This window comes from Vibrio sp. 1978 (assembly GCF_033344345.1).
In genome coordinates this window covers 182914-201762 of record NZ_JAWPOP010000004.1, presented here as the reverse complement: position 1 = coordinate 201762, position 18849 = coordinate 182914, and the positions used below count along the sequence as shown (strand labels likewise).

Below are 18849 nucleotides of genomic sequence, written 5' to 3'. Positions count from 1 at the left end.
CACAATGGGCTATAAACCTCATTTTGCTGGAAGGGATGCCAATGCAAATAGATACATGGATTTTTTACACTCTTGCTATTCTCGTGCTCACAGCTTCACCAGGACCAAGCTCACTGTTGTGTTTAAGTAAAGGAGTGAGTAGTGGGTTTCGTATTGCTTTCATGACTGCACTTGGCAGTTTGTCTGCGATTACGATCATCCTTACGCTCTCATTTACCGGGCTGGGAGTTGTCATTGCTTCATCTGAGTTAGTTTTTAATATTATCAAATGGTGTGGCGCCGCTTATTTAATCTGGTTAGGTATTCAAGCGTTGCGCTCATCTCAGACAGATTTTAATAAAACGGCAACGACTCAAAGTTCCGCGACAGCGTTTAGCGCGTTCACTAGTGGTTTCATTGTTGGCGCTAGTAATCCCAAAGCGATAGTCTTTTTCACCGCTTTGTTTCCTCAATTCATAGAACCTTCCGCACCGCTACTGTCTCAATACGCGATTTTCGCGTCTACATTTGTGGTTTTTGAGCTTAGCTGGCTAACATTTTATGCATTGTTAGGGGTAAAAGCCTCCGATTGGTTGTTTGTCGCTGGAAGGGCGAAGTTGTTTAATCGTTTGACTGGGGGAGTATTTATTGGTGCAGGCGTGATGTTGTCGACGGCAAACCGATAAATAAGACAGACTTCGGTACGCAGTTAGGTTTTCCCATATAGTAAGTTGGAATGCGCTAATTTAGCTTTGTCTTATTTCCAGAATGGAAATAGACGTTTTGTTTATTTTCATTAGTGGCAACAGCCAAGCAGGAGTAAAATCACGTTACTCTTTAGGGGTAGAGCTCGTATTTTGTCTTGTGGGCTTGTGGTTACTTTGTAGGAATATCTTAGATGACAAGCCTTTCTAAACTACAACAACGTTTTCTAGATATCGCGACCGACGTCCGTCTTTCTCCAAAACAGAAGTCGAGTTTTTTAGCTTTAGAGGCGGAAGCGTGCATTCCTTACATGACCGTATCTCCATCACTGAGACAAGCAATGGATGAAGGCATCATCTGCGATATGTTTGAAGGTCATGCACCGTTTAAACCTCGCTATGTGTTGCCTGATTACGCTAAATTTCTATCGCAAGGCTCAGACTATTTAGAGTTGTCTCCGGCTGATGATTTCGATGATGCGTTGAACATGCTGACCATCATTTACCATCATGTTCCTTCGGTAACGAACATTCCGGTTTACTTAGGCCAGTTAGATGATGTCTTGTTGCCTTACATAGGCGACCTAACAGAGAGCCAGATTTACAAAAAGTTAAAACATTTTTGGATCATGCTGGATCGCACATTGCCAGATGCGTTTATGCATGTGAATGTCGGACCGACAGACAACATTATTTGTCGCACTGTTTTAAAAGTAGATGCGGAGCTCAAGCAGATCGCACCGAATCTCACCTTTATGTACGACGAGACAGTTACACCTGATGATTTACTTCGTCAAGCGACACAGAACATTTGTGAATGCAGTAAACCGCATATTGCCAATTACCCAATGCACGCGAAAGCCTACAACGGCTCACGCTTTGGTATTGTAAGTTGCTACAACTCGCTTCCATTAGCAGGTGGCTCGAACACATTGGTGCGAATGAATTTAAAAGAAGTTGCAAAACGAGCATCAGACTGTAACGACTTCTTAAACAGTGCGTTGCCTTCTTACCATCGATTAATGGTCGAGCTCATAAACGCAAGAAGTACGCACTTGCATGAAAAATCGAACTTCTTTCAAGGCTTTTTGACGCAAGAAGGGTTGATAAAAGAGTCCTATTTCGCGCCAATGTATGGCGTTTACGGCATGGCCGAAGCGGTAATCCTTCTATTTGAAAAAGAAGGGCAAATAGGGCGATACGGAAAAAATGATCGAGCAAATACTTTTGCTCATGATGTTTCAGCAACACTGGCTAAACTGGTGGACTCAACCCCGGTGAAATATGGTTTAGATGGCAAAGCGCTCTTACATGCACAAGGCGGCATTAGCTTAGATCATGATGTTACGCCAGGTGTACGTCTGCCTTATGGTGCAGAGCCAGACCCTGTCACTTATGTACAAGCAACGGCGAAGCATCATCAGTATTATCGTGCGGGTATCAGCGATATTTTGACGATTGATGAAACGGTGAAATCTAACCCAGAAGCGATGTTCAATTTATGTAAAGGGGCACTAAATGCTGGTTATCGTGAGTTTACCGCGAATGTCACTTCAAATGACTTAATTCGCGTGACAGGCTACATGATCAAACTTTCAGACGTCGCGAAATATGATAAAGAAGGTTCGAGAACCAACACGACGTTTCTAGGTGTAGAAGCAGCAAAAAATACCAAAATTTTAGAACGCTCGCCACGTGTGGTGAGTCATGAAGTAACACCGACTTACACGCAGGCATAAGTTCGGTTTAGGAAAGAACAAGATGTCTAGACGAAGTGGAAGCCTTTTGGCAAAAGTCACTCGTATCCTTCCTTTCTCTTGTGTTGATGGGCCAGGAAATCGTCTAGTCATCTTTCTACAGGGTTGTAACTATCAGTGTTTGAACTGCCACAATCCTCACACGATAAACCATTGTAATCATTGTGGTGAGTGTGTGAGTGAATGTTCAGCAGGCGCATTGAAGTTCGACGAAAACAACAACGTTGTTTGGCTTAAAGAGGAGTGCACCCACTGCGATCATTGTATAGAGATATGTCAGAACCAATCTAATCCAAAAATTACTGACTACTCTGTAGTAACAATGCTCGATTTGATACGCAAACATCGCTTTTTCATCAGTGGTGTTACTGTATCCGGTGGGGAATCTACCTTACAACTTCCTTTCATTATTGAGCTGTTTAAAGGGATAAAACAAGATCCTGAATTACGGCACCTCTCTTGTTTCATCGACAGTAACGGTTCTTTAGCGGTTGCTGGTTGGCAGCGTATTCTACCTTTTCTGGATGGCGCAATGATCGATTTGAAAGCGTGGCAGACGGAGACGCATCAGTGGCTAACTGGGCGTGATAATCATCGTGTATTTAAAACCCTTCAGTACCTTGTTGAGCACGAAAAATTGTACGAGGTCCGCTTACTGCATATTCCCCAAAAAAGTGATTTAGATATAGAAATCGTAGCAATTGGACGTTACTTGAGTACTCTTCCTGAATCGGTGATTATACGTTTAAATGCCTTTCAGCATCACGGAGTAGTGGGGGAGGCGTTAACTTGGGATATGTGCTCTCATCATGATATCGAACGCTTAAAATCAGAGCTTCGATGCTACGTGAGTAACCCTATCACAGTGCCGACAGTACTCACGTAGTACCGTTGTTTATCTATGCTTACGCATCACAGGCATCTAACATGGCGCAGGCGTCGAGTAATTGTTGCTGCAACCATTTTAAAGCGGGATCGTTTAAGCTCGCTTTGTTCCAAACGAGGCTGTAGGCTACCTGTCCGTAATCGAATGGAAGAGCTTGTTCAACCAAACCTTTTGCTTGCATTGCCGCTCTTGCCCAAAGCTTGGAGCATGTGAACAAGTAATCCGAGTGCTGACACATCACCGCAGCTGAACCAAAGTCGGCTACACGCATGGCCAAGTTTCGCTTTGAATGCCTTTGGGTGAGATTTTGCTCAAAATAAGGTTGTGACAGATCTTTATCATGAATACCGATGTGTCTTGCACAAAGGTAACTTTCAACAGATAAGGGTTGCTCAGCGAGTGGGTTCGATGCTCTCATTAAGCAAACCATTTCGTCTTTCAAAATGGTTTTCCAGACCAAGTCTTTATTTTGTGTGGGTGGTTGGCTGAGATCGTGAGGAAGCAACAAAAAATCCACTTGACCTCTTGCTAATGCATCGAAGCTCATTTCCTCTTTCGCATGGACATTCAAGTGCGCGTGGTTGCTCAGTTGTTGGGACAAGTGCTGTAGAACTGGCGCAAAGAGCTCAAATGAACTTTCACGCATTGCTAATGAAAAACTACCTTGATAGTAAGCCGGATTGAAAGAGCCTTGATGTAATAATCCATTCATACTGGAGAGTATGCCATGGATTGATGGGCCTATATGCAGCGCAAATGCTGTCGGCACTAAGCGAGTGCCATCACGGTAAAAAAGGTCATCCTTTAGCGTTTCGCGCAACTGTCCGAGCGTTTTACTGACGCTCGATGGTGTTACACACAAGCGTTCTGCCGCAAGTGTGACGCTGTGAGTGGTTAACAACATATGTAAAACAGTTAGATGTTTAAGGCTTATACGCGAAAGAGCAATGTAGTCCATAAATAGCATGGTTTCTTATGATTTTTGGCAGTATATCAGCATGAAACAAATTTTTACTATTGTTTATCTCGGAAACACGCCTGTTTCTCTTTGAGCTCAATGCATTTAATGGGTTGCATAAGGGTTGATGGTGCTTATAAGTCTAGAAATTTATCTTAGTTTTGTTGGACTTTAATGCTTTCATTTATTCAATTCTAAAGCTTCTATGTAATTTTAATCAATTTGGAGGAGTTGATTGATTTGTACACGAATTAAACTTGTTCCTTGTTAATTAAAATAGATATTGTTTTGTTGATTGTTTGGTGATTTACTCATGATCCCTCAGTAACAAAGGTATAAATAATTAATGGACGACCCCTTTAGTCGACAAAACCCTTCACCATATGTCTTCTTATTATTGGAGACATGCTCATGCTAGAACTTTTTATGCAACCAGAAGCTTGGGCTATTTTCGCCACTTTGTTTGCGCTTGAAGTTGTCTTAGGCGTTGATAACGTCGTTTTTATCTCTGTCTTATGTGAAAGACTGCCGCTGCACCAACGTAAGCTGGCAAGAAACCTTGGTATTGGTCTTGCTGTTATTGCTCGTATTGGTTTAGTGTTTTCAATCTCTTGGATCATGCAACTGACTCAACCACTATTTTCTTTGGCGAAACAATCGTTTACCGGAAGAGACATCATCATGATTGCGGGTGGTGCATTCCTCTTGGCTAAAAGCCTGAAAGAGTTGTGGAGTTGGTTAAATCACAACGAGTCTGCTCACTCAACTCACGCCCGTACTGGTTTAGCGGTAGTTCTGTTGCAGATTGTTGCCGTGGATGCTGTATTCTCGATGGACTCGGTGATAACCGCCGTTGGTTTGACAAGTGATGTCCCACTTATGGTCGCAGCGATTGTTTCGTCAGCTATCGTGATGGTCATGACAGCCGAAAAAATAAATAACCTGGTGTCGTGTTACCCTGGTTTTAAGACACTTGCTTTGTTATTCCTCGTTTTGTTAGGTGGTTTATTGATGGCAGAAGGCTTCGAAATTCATATCAACAAAGGTTATGTGTACTTTGCGATGGCATTCGGCTTAATTCTGGAACTTTGTCATATCCAGTTAAAAAACAAACAACGCCCGACTATTAAACGTCTTAGTCCGTTGCGAGTTCATCCAACGAGATTAGAAGCTCGTCAATAATAAAAGATATTGCCGCTCATATGAGCGGCATTTTTATATTCGTCATCACCTATTTTTGCTCTCTTTTTATTTTGTTGTCGTTTCGACAAAAAATCGCATTTGTTGTGAGGTTGAAGATTTTTTATATAGACCGCCCAACTAATATGAGTGAACGACAATAATGGATAAAATGATCGATGCGTTAGCAACCCATGGCTACTACATCTGGGATGATTTTCTTTCTGAACAAGAAGTGGCTCAATTACGAGACTGCATTCCAAGTAACTGGAAAAAAGCGCGTATTGGTCGTAATGACGATGTGACTCGTATTGAGTCAATTCGAAGTGACAAAATTCAATGGTTATCGCCCAATATGGGGCACGCGGTTACTTCTTACTTAGATAAGATGGAAGAAATACGCCAAGAAGTGAACCGTCACTTGTTTCTGGGGCTTTTTGAGTATGAAGCTCACTTTGCCAAGTACGAGGAAGGGGATTTCTACCAAAAGCATCTAGATTGTTTTAAGGGCAATGAAAACCGTCGATTGACAACCGTTTTTTACATGAACGAATCTTGGACGGAAAAGGATGCAGGTGAATTGGTGGTTTAAGATCTAAATGATAATAAGATAGCAACCATCCCTCCTCAATCGGGACGCTTACTTTTATTCTTATCTGAGCAATTCCCGCATGAGGTTTTACCGACCAATGCTGAGCGTTTCAGTATTGCAGGTTGGTTCAGAATCAATGGTGTGCGAGACAATGTACTTGATATTGCAAAATGATTGGTTTGCAACCTGCACAAAATCAGCAAAGGGCGTAGATACGCCCTTTGTCGATTAAACATTAGTTGATAGCTCGTAACACTCGGTCATGTTTCGCTCTAGCACTGCATAGACGTCAGAACAAAGTTCTTGTTTAGCGACTTGCTCGCCCATAATCGCGGCGATTTGTGCTTGCGCCATTCGTCCTCGGTAGGGACGGTCCTGAGACAGAGCTTGAAAAACATCGGCAACCGCGACAATACGCGAAGGTACATCGAGTTCGTCTCCTGTTTTATGATAAGGATAGCCAGAACCGTCCAAACGCTCGTGATGATTAGAGGCCCACTCCGCTATTTTAGCGTTGGGAAACACTTTGTGTAATGCGAGCTGAGTATCAATTGTATGGCGTTTAATACGCGTATACTCTTGTTTATTAAGAGAGCCTTCTTTATGAAGAATCTCATCTGGTGTTTTTAACTTTCCGATATCATGCACCAACCCAGCAATAAATAACATCTCTTGGTCGTGCTCACAGAACCCAAGCTTGATGGCTAGATACCGAGATAACTCCGCCACTTTTTGCGAATGTTGATAAGTAAATGGGCTTTTTGCGTCAACAATTCGAGCGATAAACATTCCCAAACTATTCATATCTTGGATGGTGAGCTGTTTTTGAAGCCAATCAATGCTTTTAAAGTTTAATCCGATGGTTTCTATATTTTCAGACTCCATCGCGAACCAAAATGCGTCGGTCATAACGAGCTTAACCATTGCCTTAGCCATGTCTGGATTAAACAAAGTTCCAGCGTTTGCCATGATGCATTCTGCAATTAGTTCTTCATGAAGTGTGACAATGTCACAGTGGCAGTTCATGACGTATTTGGAACGCATAAAATCGAGACGATCGGCTAAATAGAGTAGGGCAGCGACCTCTTTTTCAAAAGGCGGTAAATCAAGATATTTTAGTTCACTCCAATGTGTATGGTGGTAAAGAACAGGTGTAGCAAACTGACGTAACAAACGACACTGCTTGAGGCTTCGGTATCCTCTTAAGCAATGTGTTTTTACATCTTGTGGCACCAACTCCTCAAGTAACATTTTATGTTCTTGTGTTTCGGAGACCCCACAATCGTGGATCATCCCTGCGAAGTAGCAAAACTCCGCTTTTTCTGGTTCCCAGTTCATGACCCGAGCACATTGGTAAGCGATGTAAGCGACACGATGGCTATGGTGCGTATCATCAACACCGACATAGTCGAGTGCTCGAGCAACCCAGATAAGTGCTTGTTTCAGATCGACTTCAAAGCCCATGTCCGTATGGGAATGGCAAGAATGATTCATGGTTTATACCGACATTGCTAATTAGCCCACGCTAAACCCAAATCAGAAGGTGATAGGAAAAATTGGGTACGACAGCGAATAGACCCCAAAAAGGTGGGCGTTTAGACATAGTTTTGATTATGGGCGGGATAATAATCCTAGTTGCATAATAATATCACCTGAAGCTCATGGTTAAGAGTCAGATATTTGAACTAAGTATAAGTTTTGAAAGATTATTGTTGCTCTTGTTGACTTATTTGAAAACGACAATAAATCATGATGTAACGCATTCTTATTTTTATTTTTGTAAATCGTGTTCGGGCTTAACCAGAGACACACGGTATTGATGTGTGATTAACAGAATTCATATTGTTGCTTTTGAAGGCAAAAAATAAGAGGACTTCTTCGAGGCTTGCTCTGTAACTAACAGAGTAATAGGGAAAGCAGCTTGTTAACTACATGACAATAGAGCGTCGTTGAAAACATTTTCTCTGTAGCTCATGTCGTTGAGGAAAGATAATAAAATGGTACGGTTTCCCAGCGATGCTAGCCCTTTTAGTGAGATAAGTTTATTGAAAATGTGTGATTGCAAAGTAAGCATAGGTAGTAAAAGTAGCTAGAATGATAGCTCTAAATGAAAAGGATTTCGTATGTTGAAGCATCGTTTATATCGGAGTTACACCGCAGGGTTAAAAATAGCAGCCCTTATCCTTCCTATGCCGAGACCAACCTTGTTTTCCGGCCCTGGTTCGATGAATGAGCTATTAGAATCGATGACCGAGCTGGGATTTAAACGCGTCTTGTTAGTTACCGACGAAGGGTTAGTCCAAGTCGGTATTGTAGATAAGGTGCTTGAGGCAGCAGCACAACTCGATTTACAGTTAGATGTATTCTCGCAAGTTAAGCCCGATCCTACCTATGATCAGGTTGAGAGCGGTCTAGAGGCTTATCATCGTTTTCATTGTGAGGGCATATTAGCTTTGGGTGGCGGCTCTGCAATGGATTGTGCAAAAGTCATCGCTGCGAAAGTTACCAATAAACGGCCAATAAAAAAATTAGCTGGACTATTGAAGGTATGGCGAATGCCAGCGCCGCTTTTTGCTATTCCAACAACGGCTGGAACCGGAAGTGAAGTTACTATCGCTGCGGTCGTGTCAGATCCCTCCTCACACATTAAAACCCCTTTAATGGATCCAAAGTTGGTGCCACTAATGGCAGCTGTAGATGCGAATTTAATGATTGGTTTACCTCCTAAGATCACGGCTGATACTGGCGTTGATGCATTAACCCACGCTATTGAGGCCTATGTATCGAAAAACGCTACTCAAGAAACGATGGCTTATTCGGTTGCCGCTATTAAACTCATTTTTAAATATCTTCCTAGGGCTGTGATGCAAGGGGATGATGTCGAAGCTCGGCATAAAATGGCTATGGCATCCTATTACGCGGGTTTAGCATTTACCAAAGCGAGTTTGGGTTATGTTCATGCCTTTGCTCACACATTCGGTGCGAGATATGGAATACCTCATGGTATGGCAAACGGATTAGCCTTGTTGCCTGTGCTGCGCTTTTCATTATCAGAGATTGAGCCTCAACTAAGAAAGCTCGATGAGTTGACGGCCGAGGGGCAGTTAGGTAACGCAAGTGCTCAGCATTTTTTGGCGAATCTGGAGTCCTTGTTTTCAACTATTGATATTGAGCAAACCAGTGCGCTCATTCAACGTGAAGAGGCTGATGCGCTTGTTGATTTAATTCTGAAAGAGGCGCACTGGAATTACCCTGTTCCCAAGTTCATGAACAGGGAAGAATGCACACAGTTATTGTTAAATATCAGCGAGGTGTAAATTATAGTTTACATGTGTGGTTTTTTATCCTTACACTTTGCTTGATCTTCTGCTAAAGATCCTACAATATCGACGGCAATACAAATATGGTGTTGGTTTCGGTCCGCCGTTGCCCGATCTAATACTGATAATTTCTGATAAAGTGTAAAGATTAATATACAATGAGTCGTTCTAAAGTATTCGGTAGTACGCTAATTATTGCGGGCACTACAATAGGCGCTGGTATGCTAGCGCTTCCACTTGCCTCTGCCGGCATTGGTTTTTCAACTTCTATTATCATCATGCTAGGCTTATGGGCTCTGATGGCTTTCACTGCCTTGCTTATGCTTGAGCTTCATCAACATGCGGAGAGTAGTGCTACACTTCATACTTTGGCGAAACAGATCCTAGGTCAAAAAGGCAAGTGGGTGGCAAGTTTTGCGATGTTGTTCCTTTTCTACTCGTTGTGTGCAGCGTATATCGCTGGCGGTGGTGCTCAGTTCGGAGACCGCCTTGCACAATGGTTTGACCTCGATATTTCAGGGCCTACATCAACGATAATCTTTACCTTGATTGTGACTTTAGTTGTGACAGTGGGTACCGGTACGGTCGATAAAGTAAACCGAGTTCTGTTCGCGATGAAGCTTATTGCGATGGTTGCGGTGCTTTCTTTTCTTGCTCCAAACGTTACGGAATCTTACTTGTTAAGTATGCCAATCGAACAAGGCCTTGTTGTAGCGGCGATTCCGGTGATCTTTACTTCGTTTGGTTTCCACGGAAGTATACCTGCAATTGTGAATTACTTAGACGGTGACACTTCTTCTTTACGCAAAGCCGTTATTATTGGTTCGACGATTCCACTCGTTATTTATATCTTTTGGCAAATCGTGACGTTGGGTGTGGTTAGCCAAAGTACGCTTGTTGAGAACGGAGGGTTGAGCGCACTGATTAGTCAACTATCTCAGACAGTACACCAATCAAATTTGGGTAGCATTGTTGGTGTGTTTGCTGACTTGGCATTGTTGACATCGTTCCTTGGCGTGAGTTTGGGTCTATTCGAATTTTTGGGTGATACCATCAAAGGAAGTAACGATAAGCCTAATCGTTTGATTGCGGCACTAGTGACGTTTACTCCACCGCTAGGCTTCGCACTTTTCTATCCTCAAGGCTTTATTATGGCTTTGGGCTATGCAGCGATTGCCTTAGCGATTTTAGCCATCTTTTTGCCTTTGGTTATGGTGATCAAGGTTCGTAAATCGGATGATTTTACTGGGGAGTACCGCGTCGCAGGTGGTCAAGGTGCGTTAGTGATAACGGGCATCGCTGGCACTGGCATCGTATTCGCTCAGGTGTTAATTACGCTGGGTGTGCTTCCTGCTCTAGGCTAGTTGTTTAGAACGTTCTTTGAACAACTTCTAGTTACTGAATCCATCGTAATCAATCAGTATTGTTAGGCCAACGAGTTTCGCTCGTTGGCTTTTTTAATCTGGATCAAATTACCGTAAGATATCCGGTGAAAAAATTGGTAGAAATGTGCTTTTATTTCGTACACTTAAGTTGTGGTATATCGATAATTTAAGTGGAGAAAACCGCTCAAAATACCATTGAATTTGCAACACAATGAGCTTTTCTTGTTTCTCTGCTTTGGTGTGGAGGTGAAGCATGGCGCACCGGAGTTTTTACCCGTTTGCAAAACTGCTTAACGAGCAACTGCAAACGCTAAAAGGCAGGATGCAGGCGCACTTGCCATGTATTGATAGGGTGTCATTTGCAAAATATCACCCAGACCAAGATGTGCTCAAATCATTTGCAGAAAGTGAGTTTGACACTTGGTGTTTAGCCCATCACGAATCAGCATTCCGTAAACTCCACCACCTCAATATTGCCTCTAAAAACGCGGTTCCTCGTATCGTCGAAGACCTTCATGATATTAATCACTGTCCTCGGGTTCAAATTTTACTCAAACACGGATATCAGTCGTCGGCTGCTATTCCTTGTTATGACAATAAAGCTTTTACTGGTTTTGTATTTTTGAACTCCACTCAACGTGATGCGTTTAGTTTAGAAGCGCTGAATGGTCTTAAACCTTATTTCGAAATGATTCGATTTGCGGTTGAATCAGAAACTCAAGTAGTCAATGCGATAGAAACGCTAGCGAACCGAATGCAATGTATGATGCCAGGCTATTCACCTGAGTATTACGCGCATACCAAACGCATGAAGTACTACAGTCAAATCATCGCAACGCAGTTAGCGGATCGTTATCACCTGAATGACGAAATGGTCGAAGATATTGGTATTTTTGCTCAGTTCCATGCGCTCGGTGATAGTCAGCTGCCAGTTGAAATTGCTAGCCGCCGAACAAATTACTCTCAAGAACAAGAGGCGATATTGATTCAACATATTGAGCGTTGTATCGATTCAGCGGATGACATAGTTGCCCGTATCGGAAATCCGGTTCACCCGAGTATGACTTTGTTTTTGCAGATGGTTACTTATCAGTACGAAAACTTAAATGGTACTGGTTATCCGTATGGTTTAACCAGTGACGATATACCAATCGCCGCGCAAATTACGGCTGTCGCGAATGCCTTTGATTTTATGACAACGCACCATCCGTATAGACAAGCGTGGTCCATCCCATACGCATTGTTAGAGCTTGAAAAATGGGTATATCAGGGATGGTTATCTCGAGAATGTGTTAATGCTCTGCGAGAGCATCAAGGTTATATAAAGCAAATCATCCACAAATATCCCGAGCACTATACAGGCTTGGGGCTGATGTGAAGATCAGTAAAGGAGTTGAAATGTTGACGAGGAGGAATATTTAAACAATACTGTTTTTATATACAGTAATAAGTTTGGAGGTGAAGTATGTTGTGGGAAACCCTTGAAAGAGTAAACCGCTTACGCCAACAAGCACTTGCAAATCCTGAGTTTGTTGAGTCAGCAAAAGAGCACGAACAAGCACTTCAGGAGCAAGAATACCATTATCAAACTAAGAAAAAGCGTTCAGCCAAAGACAAACAAGGTAAAAAGTCGCTGGCCGATATCTATAAAGAAGTAGAGTTTGGCGCTGACGCTCGTCATTAATGTATTCACTGCGGCATTTTTCATTTCTTCATACGCTGCAGTATTCGTTCAAATTTATTCGAGAGCAGTGTGAGACCGCTGCTCTCGTTGACCTGCCGATAATTTACTAATGAAGTTCAGCCGAGCAAATCATCACTAACACTTAGCAATTCTCTCAATGATTTTGTTGATGTAATGATAATGACAACGGTTTGCATTTGTATCTTTGTTGTTATATAAAACCTCCCTTATTAATCGTTCTGTTGAATAAGAACGGCAAACGTGATCAACGAATGAGAGCTTTGAATAACTGTTATTCGTAAATGGCTATTAGGTGAAGTAGGGATGTTGGAAGCTAAAGCACTCCAGTTTGAGATTGAAGGCAAGTCATTGCTTAAAGCGTTTGATGTGACATTTGAACCCGGAAAAACATACGCTCTTGTTGGGCATAATGGCTCAGGAAAATCCACATTGTTAAAGTTGCTGGCACAGCAACAGCCATATACTGCAGGGGATGTGGTTTTGCATGGCACGAGCATTAACGATCTCTCAGCGAAAAAGTTCGCCCAACACATTGCCTACTTGCCTCAGCATCTTCCAGTGACCGACAGTATTTTAGGTCGAGATTTAGTCGGTTTTGGTCGTTATCCATGGCATGGTTTACTTGGACGTTTGAGTCAGAAAGATCACGACATTGTTGAAGAAGCAATGGCGATGACAGGCACACTAAAATACGCAGATCGCTTAGTGGACACGTTATCTGGAGGAGAGCGTCAACGTGTGTGGCTAGCTATGCTGTTAGCCCAAAAAACCGAGTATTTGCTTCTTGATGAGCCTTTGTCTGCGCTAGATATCAGCCATCAAGTAGATATGTTGAAGCTTATCTCTAAACTCAGTCAAGAACTGGGTTTGGGCGTTATTATCGTATTGCACGACATCAACTTGGCTGCACGATTTTGCGACTACATCGTTGCATTACATCAAGGTGATTTGATTGCACAAGGCAATGTTGAACAGGTGTTTACTGAACCTAAGCTGAGGGACATATATGGGATAGAGATGATGATCTCTGACCACCCTGCGGGTTATCCGGTGGCGATGCCAAGCTAAAGGTTGGAATAATGAGCAGTACAAACACTCGACTTAAACATTTCTCTTTCGCTCTCTCACTTAGTGCGCTTTTGGTCAGTTCTTTTCAAGCACTAGCTGACGCATCACCTCGGGTGATGTCGGTTGATTGGACACAAACTGAAACGATGTTGGCTTTAGGGGTCGTACCTGTAGGCGTTGCTCAAGGGCAAGATTACGATGCTTGGGTAAAGTCACCACCGTTACCGCCTCAAACAAAGGATGTAGGGTTAAGGACTCAACCCAATATAGAGCGCATTTACGAGCTCAGACCTGATCGTATTTTTATTGCCCCGTACTTCTCCTCAATGAAGCATCGCTTAGTTGATATCGCCCCGGTTACCACCATTGACTTATATGAAAGCGGGATTACGGATTGGTCGGTACTTACCAGTTTCACTCGGAGGTTTGGTGAAGAGCTGGGAAGAGAGGCGGAAGCAGAGGCGCTTATCCAACAATATGAAAAACGTTTGTCTTTATTAAAACAGCGTATAAATAAAGGCCAGCCGCCACTTCTAATGATTCAGTTTATGGATACAAAGCACGTACGTGTTTTTGGTCAAAATAGTCTTTACTCCCAGGCTATCGAAAAGATTGGGCTGAGTAATGCATGGAATGAAAAGACGAATAGCTGGGGCTTCAGCCTAGTTGGCATCGACAAGTTAGCTGGCATAAAAGCTCAAATCGTTATCGTAGAGCCATTACCTTATGGTGGAGCGGAGCAGCTCTCTCAAGACCCATTTTGGCAATATGTTGTTCAACAATCTGGTGAAAAGGTCATGCAAGTCGCGCCCGTTTGGAGTTTTGGTTCTATGCCTTCAGCCCTCCGTTTCGCAGAGTTAGTTACGGCGAGTAAGGTCGAGGAGTTAACACAATGAAAACGATGCCTTTAAGCTTTGTGGTGTTACTTTCGGCATTTACCTTTTCTATTGGTGCTTTCCAATTGTACCAAGTAAGCTCATTTTCGTTGGCTCTAATCAGTTTATGGGAGCCTAACTTTCAATCTATCGATTCTGTTTTACTTCACTTTAGCTGGTGGCCTCGAGTCTTCACCACGATTATATCTGGTGCTGGATTAGCGGTTGCTGGGGTATTGATGCAGCAAGTGCTGCGTAACCCTCTCGCTTCACCCACGACACTTGGTGTGGCGAGCGGTTCAAGTTTTGCTTTGATGTTAGCTACGCTATTCGCACCTTGGATGTTGGATATCGCGCCTAATTTGGTTGCTCTCATCGGCGGTGTGATATCGATGGGGTTGGTGATGCTGTTGTCATGGCGACGAGCGTTATCTCCAACGGTTGTCGTCGTTTCTGGGTTAGTGATAAACCTGTACTTTGCATCATTAAGTACGGTTATTCTGATGATGAATACCGAAAAGCTGAATGGGTTAATGATATGGGGAGCCGGTTCGCTTGTTCAGAGTGGATGGGGAGATTTCTCGTATCTTGCCCCTCGAATCGCACTTGCTACGGTCGTTGCATTTGTGATTGCAAAGCCGTTAAGTCTGTTGGAACTCTCCGAGCAAGGTGCCAAGAGTTTAGGTGTCTCGCTAGCTAAGTTGCGTTTTGTCTGTCTTGGGCTTGCGGTGTTAATCACTTCTTGGGTGGTTTCTGCCGTAGGAATCATCGGTTTCATCGGGTTAGCGGCGCCAGCAATTACTCGATTGATAGGTATCAATAAAGTCCAGCATAAGCTTTGGGTATCAATGCTTATTGGTGCCATGTTATTGACTTTAACCGATTTGGTTATTCAGCAACTGCCAGGGCTAATGGCGAGTTTTATACCAACGGGAGCAGCAACGGCTGCATTGGGCGCTCCGTTACTGTTATGGCTGTTACCTCGTTTATCACAAAAGACGCAGGGCCATACTCAAACAGTGTTAACTCGACACCGTCAACATGTTTACAAGCTAAACCCTAAAGCGATCTCATTGGCGTTGATCGGCACGTTAATTTCTGTTGTTCTTTTTGCCACGGTTGCTGTGCAAAATGAAGGGTGGACAAACTTATTTGCTAGCCAAAATTGGATTTTTTTGGAATGGCGCGCACCTAGATTATTTGCAGCAGCAATTGCGGGGGCAATGTTAGCGATTGCTGGAACCATGATTCAACGCCTAAGTGGAAACCCAATGGCAAGTCCTGAAGTGATCGGTATCAGTTCAGGGACAGCGATGGGATTGATCATCGCGATGTTTACTGGGTTTGGTTCGTCAATTTTCACTCTTTCTCTAGGCGGGCTCGTAGGCGCATTAGCGACGGTATTAGTCATTGTGCTGCTAAACCGTAAGTCAGGCTTTCAGCCGGAGCGTATTTTGTTGACTGGTATTGCGATAACCGCACTGATGAATGCAATACAGAGCTTTATTCTAGCCACTGGTGACCCAAGAAGTTATCAAGCATTGGCTTGGTTGTCTGGGTCTACCTACTATGTCTCGGTTGAAACGTTACTCCCATTGTCTTTATCTGCGCTTGTCTTTATAGGGTTGAGTTTTCTCTGCGTAAGATGGCTAGATATTCTTCCTGTCGGTGCCGCTTCCTCTAAAGCACTTGGAATTCGAGTTGATCGTTCACGCGCAATACTGCTTCTTTTAGTTGCTTGTCTCACGGTCAGTGCGACATTGGTTGTTGGCCCGATTAGCTTTGTTGGGTTGTTGGCTCCGCATTTAGCTCGCTTATTTGGTTTTAACAAAGCGTCACAACACATGTTATGCGCCGCGATACTGGGGGCAGGGGTGATGTTGTTGGCTGATTGGTTGGGACGACAGGTCCTTTACCCGCAAGAAATACCAACAGGACTTATGGCGTCTCTCATTGGCGGTTTGTATTTAATGTGGGGTTTACGCCGTTTATAGAGATGAGTTAAGCCTCAACCAAGAAAGTACTTATACAAATAAGCACTCGTAGTGGCATTCGTAACCTATGCGAGTGCTTTATGCAAAACCTCTGGTTTGTCTTTTACGGAAACAACTGGCGATGCCGTAACTCGCTTTTCTTTCAGCGGTCGCTGAAGTCATGAAGGGTTGGTTTGGCTACCGATAAAAAGGAGAGAATATGACTCGGCAGTTTATGCTGACACCAACGTCGATGGCGGTTGTATTAGCTGTATCAACGCCAAATGTCTTGGCTCAGGAAGATGAAAATATAGTTGTGATTGGACAGCAGCAAGACAGTGCAGTTGGTCCAGATTTTAGTTATCTCGGAGCGAAGAGTCGGGCAGCGACGAAAACTGATATTGCTATCAATGAGACTCCAAGAGCGGTGTCTGTTGTTACGCGAGAGCAAATGGATGATCGTGCCTCTATTAGCATTTCTGACGCACTACAGTACACACCAAGCATTCAAACTAATTATTTCGGCGAAGATAACAAGCAAGATTGGTTTATTATTCGTGGTTTTAAACAAGCGAACAGTGGGTTGTATCAAGATGGTACCCGTTTATATTCTTCTGGCTTCTATAGTTGGCAAATAGATCCGTTTGCGTTAGAGAGGGTTGAAGTTTTACGTGGTGCAACGTCTGTTCTTTATGGGCAAAACCCTCCAGGTGGGGTTATCAATGTTGTCAGTAAGCGACCTCAATTTGATGGGGGGTCAGGACTTGTATCTTTGGAGTACGGTTCTGAAGACCGTAAACAACTTTCTCTTGACGTAAACTCTGAGGTGAGTGAGCAGCTAGCTTTCCGCTTTCAAGGGTTAGCGAGAAAAAATGGGACGAGAATTAGTGGGGTAGAAGCAGAGCGCATTCTTCTCTCTCCATCGATAACGTACAAATTTAATGAGACGTCTGAAATTACCTTTCTAACGAGCTATCAAAAAGACGACTCAGATCCTTATCTGCAATTTTTGCCAGTTGAAGGAACGTTAACGCCAAACAAAAATGGAAAGATCAGTGATAGTTTAGCGATAGGCAATCCTAACTGGGAGACGTTTGAGCGTGAGCAGGTGTCTTTAGGCTATGAGTTTTCTCATGCATTTAATGATACCACTTCATTTGTTCAAGCAGCTCGTTACAGCGAAATGGATGTTAAGCTAAGACAAATGTATTCGTACGTTTACTCGGCTGACGTGCCTGCGTTGGGGCCGGTTTTGGACCCATCAAATGAACGCAAAACCATACTTCGGGGTGCTTCAACAGAAGATGGGTCATCTGATGCTTTTAATATCGATAATCGTTTGATGCACCAAGTAAATTGGCGAAGTGTTGAGCATAACTTGATGTTGGGCATAGATTTTCAAATGATCAGTATCGATGGTAAAGATTTTGCCAATGACCCTATCGTTGCTAATGGTAATGCATTATTAAACACACCAATGGGAGCTTTGCCCGATCCTAGGTTTAATGTATTTAATCCTACTTATTCGGATAACATAATGTTACTCGATCCGAATACGCTACAACCATTGAGCGAAACCGATAAACAAAGAACGAAAATCGATAATCAGCAGCTCGGCGTCTACTTTCAAGATCATATGCTGATCAACGATAAATGGGCGATGTTATTGGGCGCACGTTACGACGATACAAGTAATGAAGTACATAATGTTACCACGGGGGCTCGCACGAAAGTCGATCATGGAGAGTGGACGTTTAGCGTGGGAACGGCTTATATTTCTGATTCTGGCTTCACGCCATACTTTAGTTACTCTCAGTACTTTGATCCAATTATTCAAGAAGACAGCAATGGTAAGCCAGCGAAGCCTGAAAGCGGTGATCAATTTGAAATCGGTATGAAATACCAACCGGATTCATTTGATGGTTATTTCAATATTGCAACGTATCGAGCAACAAAAGAAAACTTGGCTCGTATCTACTTGAGTGAATTAACGCAAATAGGAAAAATAGAAAATAACGGCGTTGAGTTTGAAGCTGTAGCTAATGTGACACCATCCTTAACATTGATCGGGAACATTGCGTACGTTGATGCAGAGATAAAAGAAGACATCAATAAGGCATGGGTTGGCAAAACACCTTCCCAAGTGGCGAATACCGTATCATCAGCTTGGGCACAATATCGTTTCTTTGATGGACCTCTTGATGGCTTTGCTGTTGGCTTGGGCGCGCGCTATACAGGTGAGTCATACGGAGACAACGAAGAGAGACTAAAAGTACCAAGTTATTTCTTAATGGATGCGACGGTCAGTTATCGAATCGGCGATTACAAGCTACAAGTCGCAGCTAAAAACATCGCGGATAAAAAGTACATAGCGACATGTGATGGCTTTTGTTGGTATGGCGACCGACAAAATGTTATTGCAAGTTTAACTTACGACTGGTGAGTTAACGTATAAATAAACACCCCTC

At 43.1% G+C, this 18849-nt stretch carries 14 protein-coding genes and 1 pseudogene; 13 read left to right on the top strand and 2 right to left on the bottom strand.

Going from position 1 to position 18849, the window contains the following annotated elements; genetic code table 11:
- The first annotated feature begins 41 nt into the window (after positions 1 to 41).
- The 3 genes from R8N49_RS06140 (at position 42) to R8N49_RS06130 (ending at position 3326) form a co-directional block, all read left to right on the top strand.
- Positions 42 to 665 (top strand): LysE family translocator, encoded by a 624-nt coding sequence (locus tag R8N49_RS06140; protein ID WP_025766704.1) that lies wholly within the window; start codon positions 42 to 44, stop codon positions 663 to 665.
- Positions 666 to 877: 212 nt separating this feature from the next.
- Positions 878 to 2422: a YjjI family glycine radical enzyme gene (locus R8N49_RS06135; RefSeq protein ID WP_258489216.1), complete on the top strand. Its 1545-nt coding sequence runs from the start codon at positions 878 to 880 to the stop codon at positions 2420 to 2422.
- Positions 2423 to 2444: 22 nt separating this feature from the next.
- Entirely contained in the window at positions 2445 to 3326 is an 882-nt protein-coding gene (locus R8N49_RS06130; RefSeq protein WP_031778972.1) for a YjjW family glycine radical enzyme activase, read from the top strand.
- A 19-nt stretch (positions 3327 to 3345) separates the two neighbouring features.
- Here the strand turns inward: R8N49_RS06130 and R8N49_RS06125 are convergent, their stop codons facing one another.
- Positions 3346 to 4284 (bottom strand): LysR family transcriptional regulator, encoded by a 939-nt coding sequence (locus R8N49_RS06125; RefSeq protein WP_005377737.1) that lies wholly within the window; start codon positions 4282 to 4284, stop codon positions 3346 to 3348.
- A gap of 411 nt (positions 4285 to 4695) precedes the next feature.
- On the opposite strand from R8N49_RS06125, the gene R8N49_RS06120 reads away from it, so the two are divergent.
- Together R8N49_RS06120 and R8N49_RS06115 are read left to right on the top strand one after the other, a co-directional pair.
- A complete protein-coding gene (locus R8N49_RS06120) occupies positions 4696 to 5466 on the top strand; it encodes a TerC family protein (RefSeq protein WP_042522881.1) in 771 nt (256 codons plus the stop codon).
- Between the two features lie 160 nt (positions 5467 to 5626).
- A pseudogene (locus R8N49_RS06115) lies at positions 5627 to 6229 on the top strand (2OG-Fe(II) oxygenase).
- Positions 6230 to 6283: 54 nt separating this feature from the next.
- On the opposite strand, the gene R8N49_RS06110 reads toward R8N49_RS06115, so the two are convergent.
- Entirely contained in the window at positions 6284 to 7549 is a 1266-nt protein-coding gene (locus tag R8N49_RS06110) for an HD domain-containing phosphohydrolase (RefSeq protein WP_025766702.1), read from the bottom strand.
- 629 nt (positions 7550 to 8178) lie between these two features.
- Here R8N49_RS06110 and R8N49_RS06105 point away from each other — a divergent pair.
- The 8 genes from R8N49_RS06105 to R8N49_RS06070 all read left to right on the top strand — a co-directional run bounded on the left by R8N49_RS06105 (position 8179) and on the right by R8N49_RS06070 (position 18824).
- Positions 8179 to 9372, top strand: coding sequence for an iron-containing alcohol dehydrogenase (locus tag R8N49_RS06105; protein ID WP_132936640.1), 1194 nt, complete (start codon positions 8179 to 8181; stop codon positions 9370 to 9372).
- 161 nt (positions 9373 to 9533) lie between these two features.
- Positions 9534 to 10739, top strand: coding sequence for an aromatic amino acid transport family protein (locus R8N49_RS06100; RefSeq protein WP_318189879.1), 1206 nt, complete (start codon positions 9534 to 9536; stop codon positions 10737 to 10739).
- A gap of 274 nt (positions 10740 to 11013) precedes the next feature.
- Entirely contained in the window at positions 11014 to 12138 is a 1125-nt protein-coding gene (locus R8N49_RS06095) for an HD-GYP domain-containing protein (protein ID WP_132936641.1), read from the top strand.
- Positions 12139 to 12225: 87 nt separating this feature from the next.
- Complete coding sequence (locus R8N49_RS06090) at positions 12226 to 12444, top strand: hypothetical protein (RefSeq protein WP_005377723.1); 219 nt, start codon at positions 12226 to 12228, stop codon at positions 12442 to 12444.
- Between the two features lie 324 nt (positions 12445 to 12768).
- Entirely contained in the window at positions 12769 to 13533 is a 765-nt protein-coding gene (locus R8N49_RS06085) for an ABC transporter ATP-binding protein (protein WP_064353887.1), read from the top strand.
- An 11-nt stretch (positions 13534 to 13544) separates the two neighbouring features.
- A complete protein-coding gene (locus R8N49_RS06080) occupies positions 13545 to 14429 on the top strand; it encodes an iron-siderophore ABC transporter substrate-binding protein (protein ID WP_005377718.1) in 885 nt (294 codons plus the stop codon).
- Entirely contained in the window at positions 14426 to 16402 is a 1977-nt protein-coding gene (fhuB, locus tag R8N49_RS06075) for a Fe(3+)-hydroxamate ABC transporter permease FhuB (RefSeq protein WP_064353888.1), read from the top strand. The genes R8N49_RS06080 and fhuB overlap by 4 nt, the downstream gene beginning before the upstream one ends.
- Positions 16403 to 16601: 199 nt before the next feature.
- On the top strand, positions 16602 to 18824 hold the full coding sequence (locus R8N49_RS06070; protein WP_213986339.1) for a TonB-dependent siderophore receptor: 2223 nt from the start codon (positions 16602 to 16604) through the stop codon (positions 18822 to 18824).
- Positions 18825 to 18849: the final 25 nt, after the last annotated feature.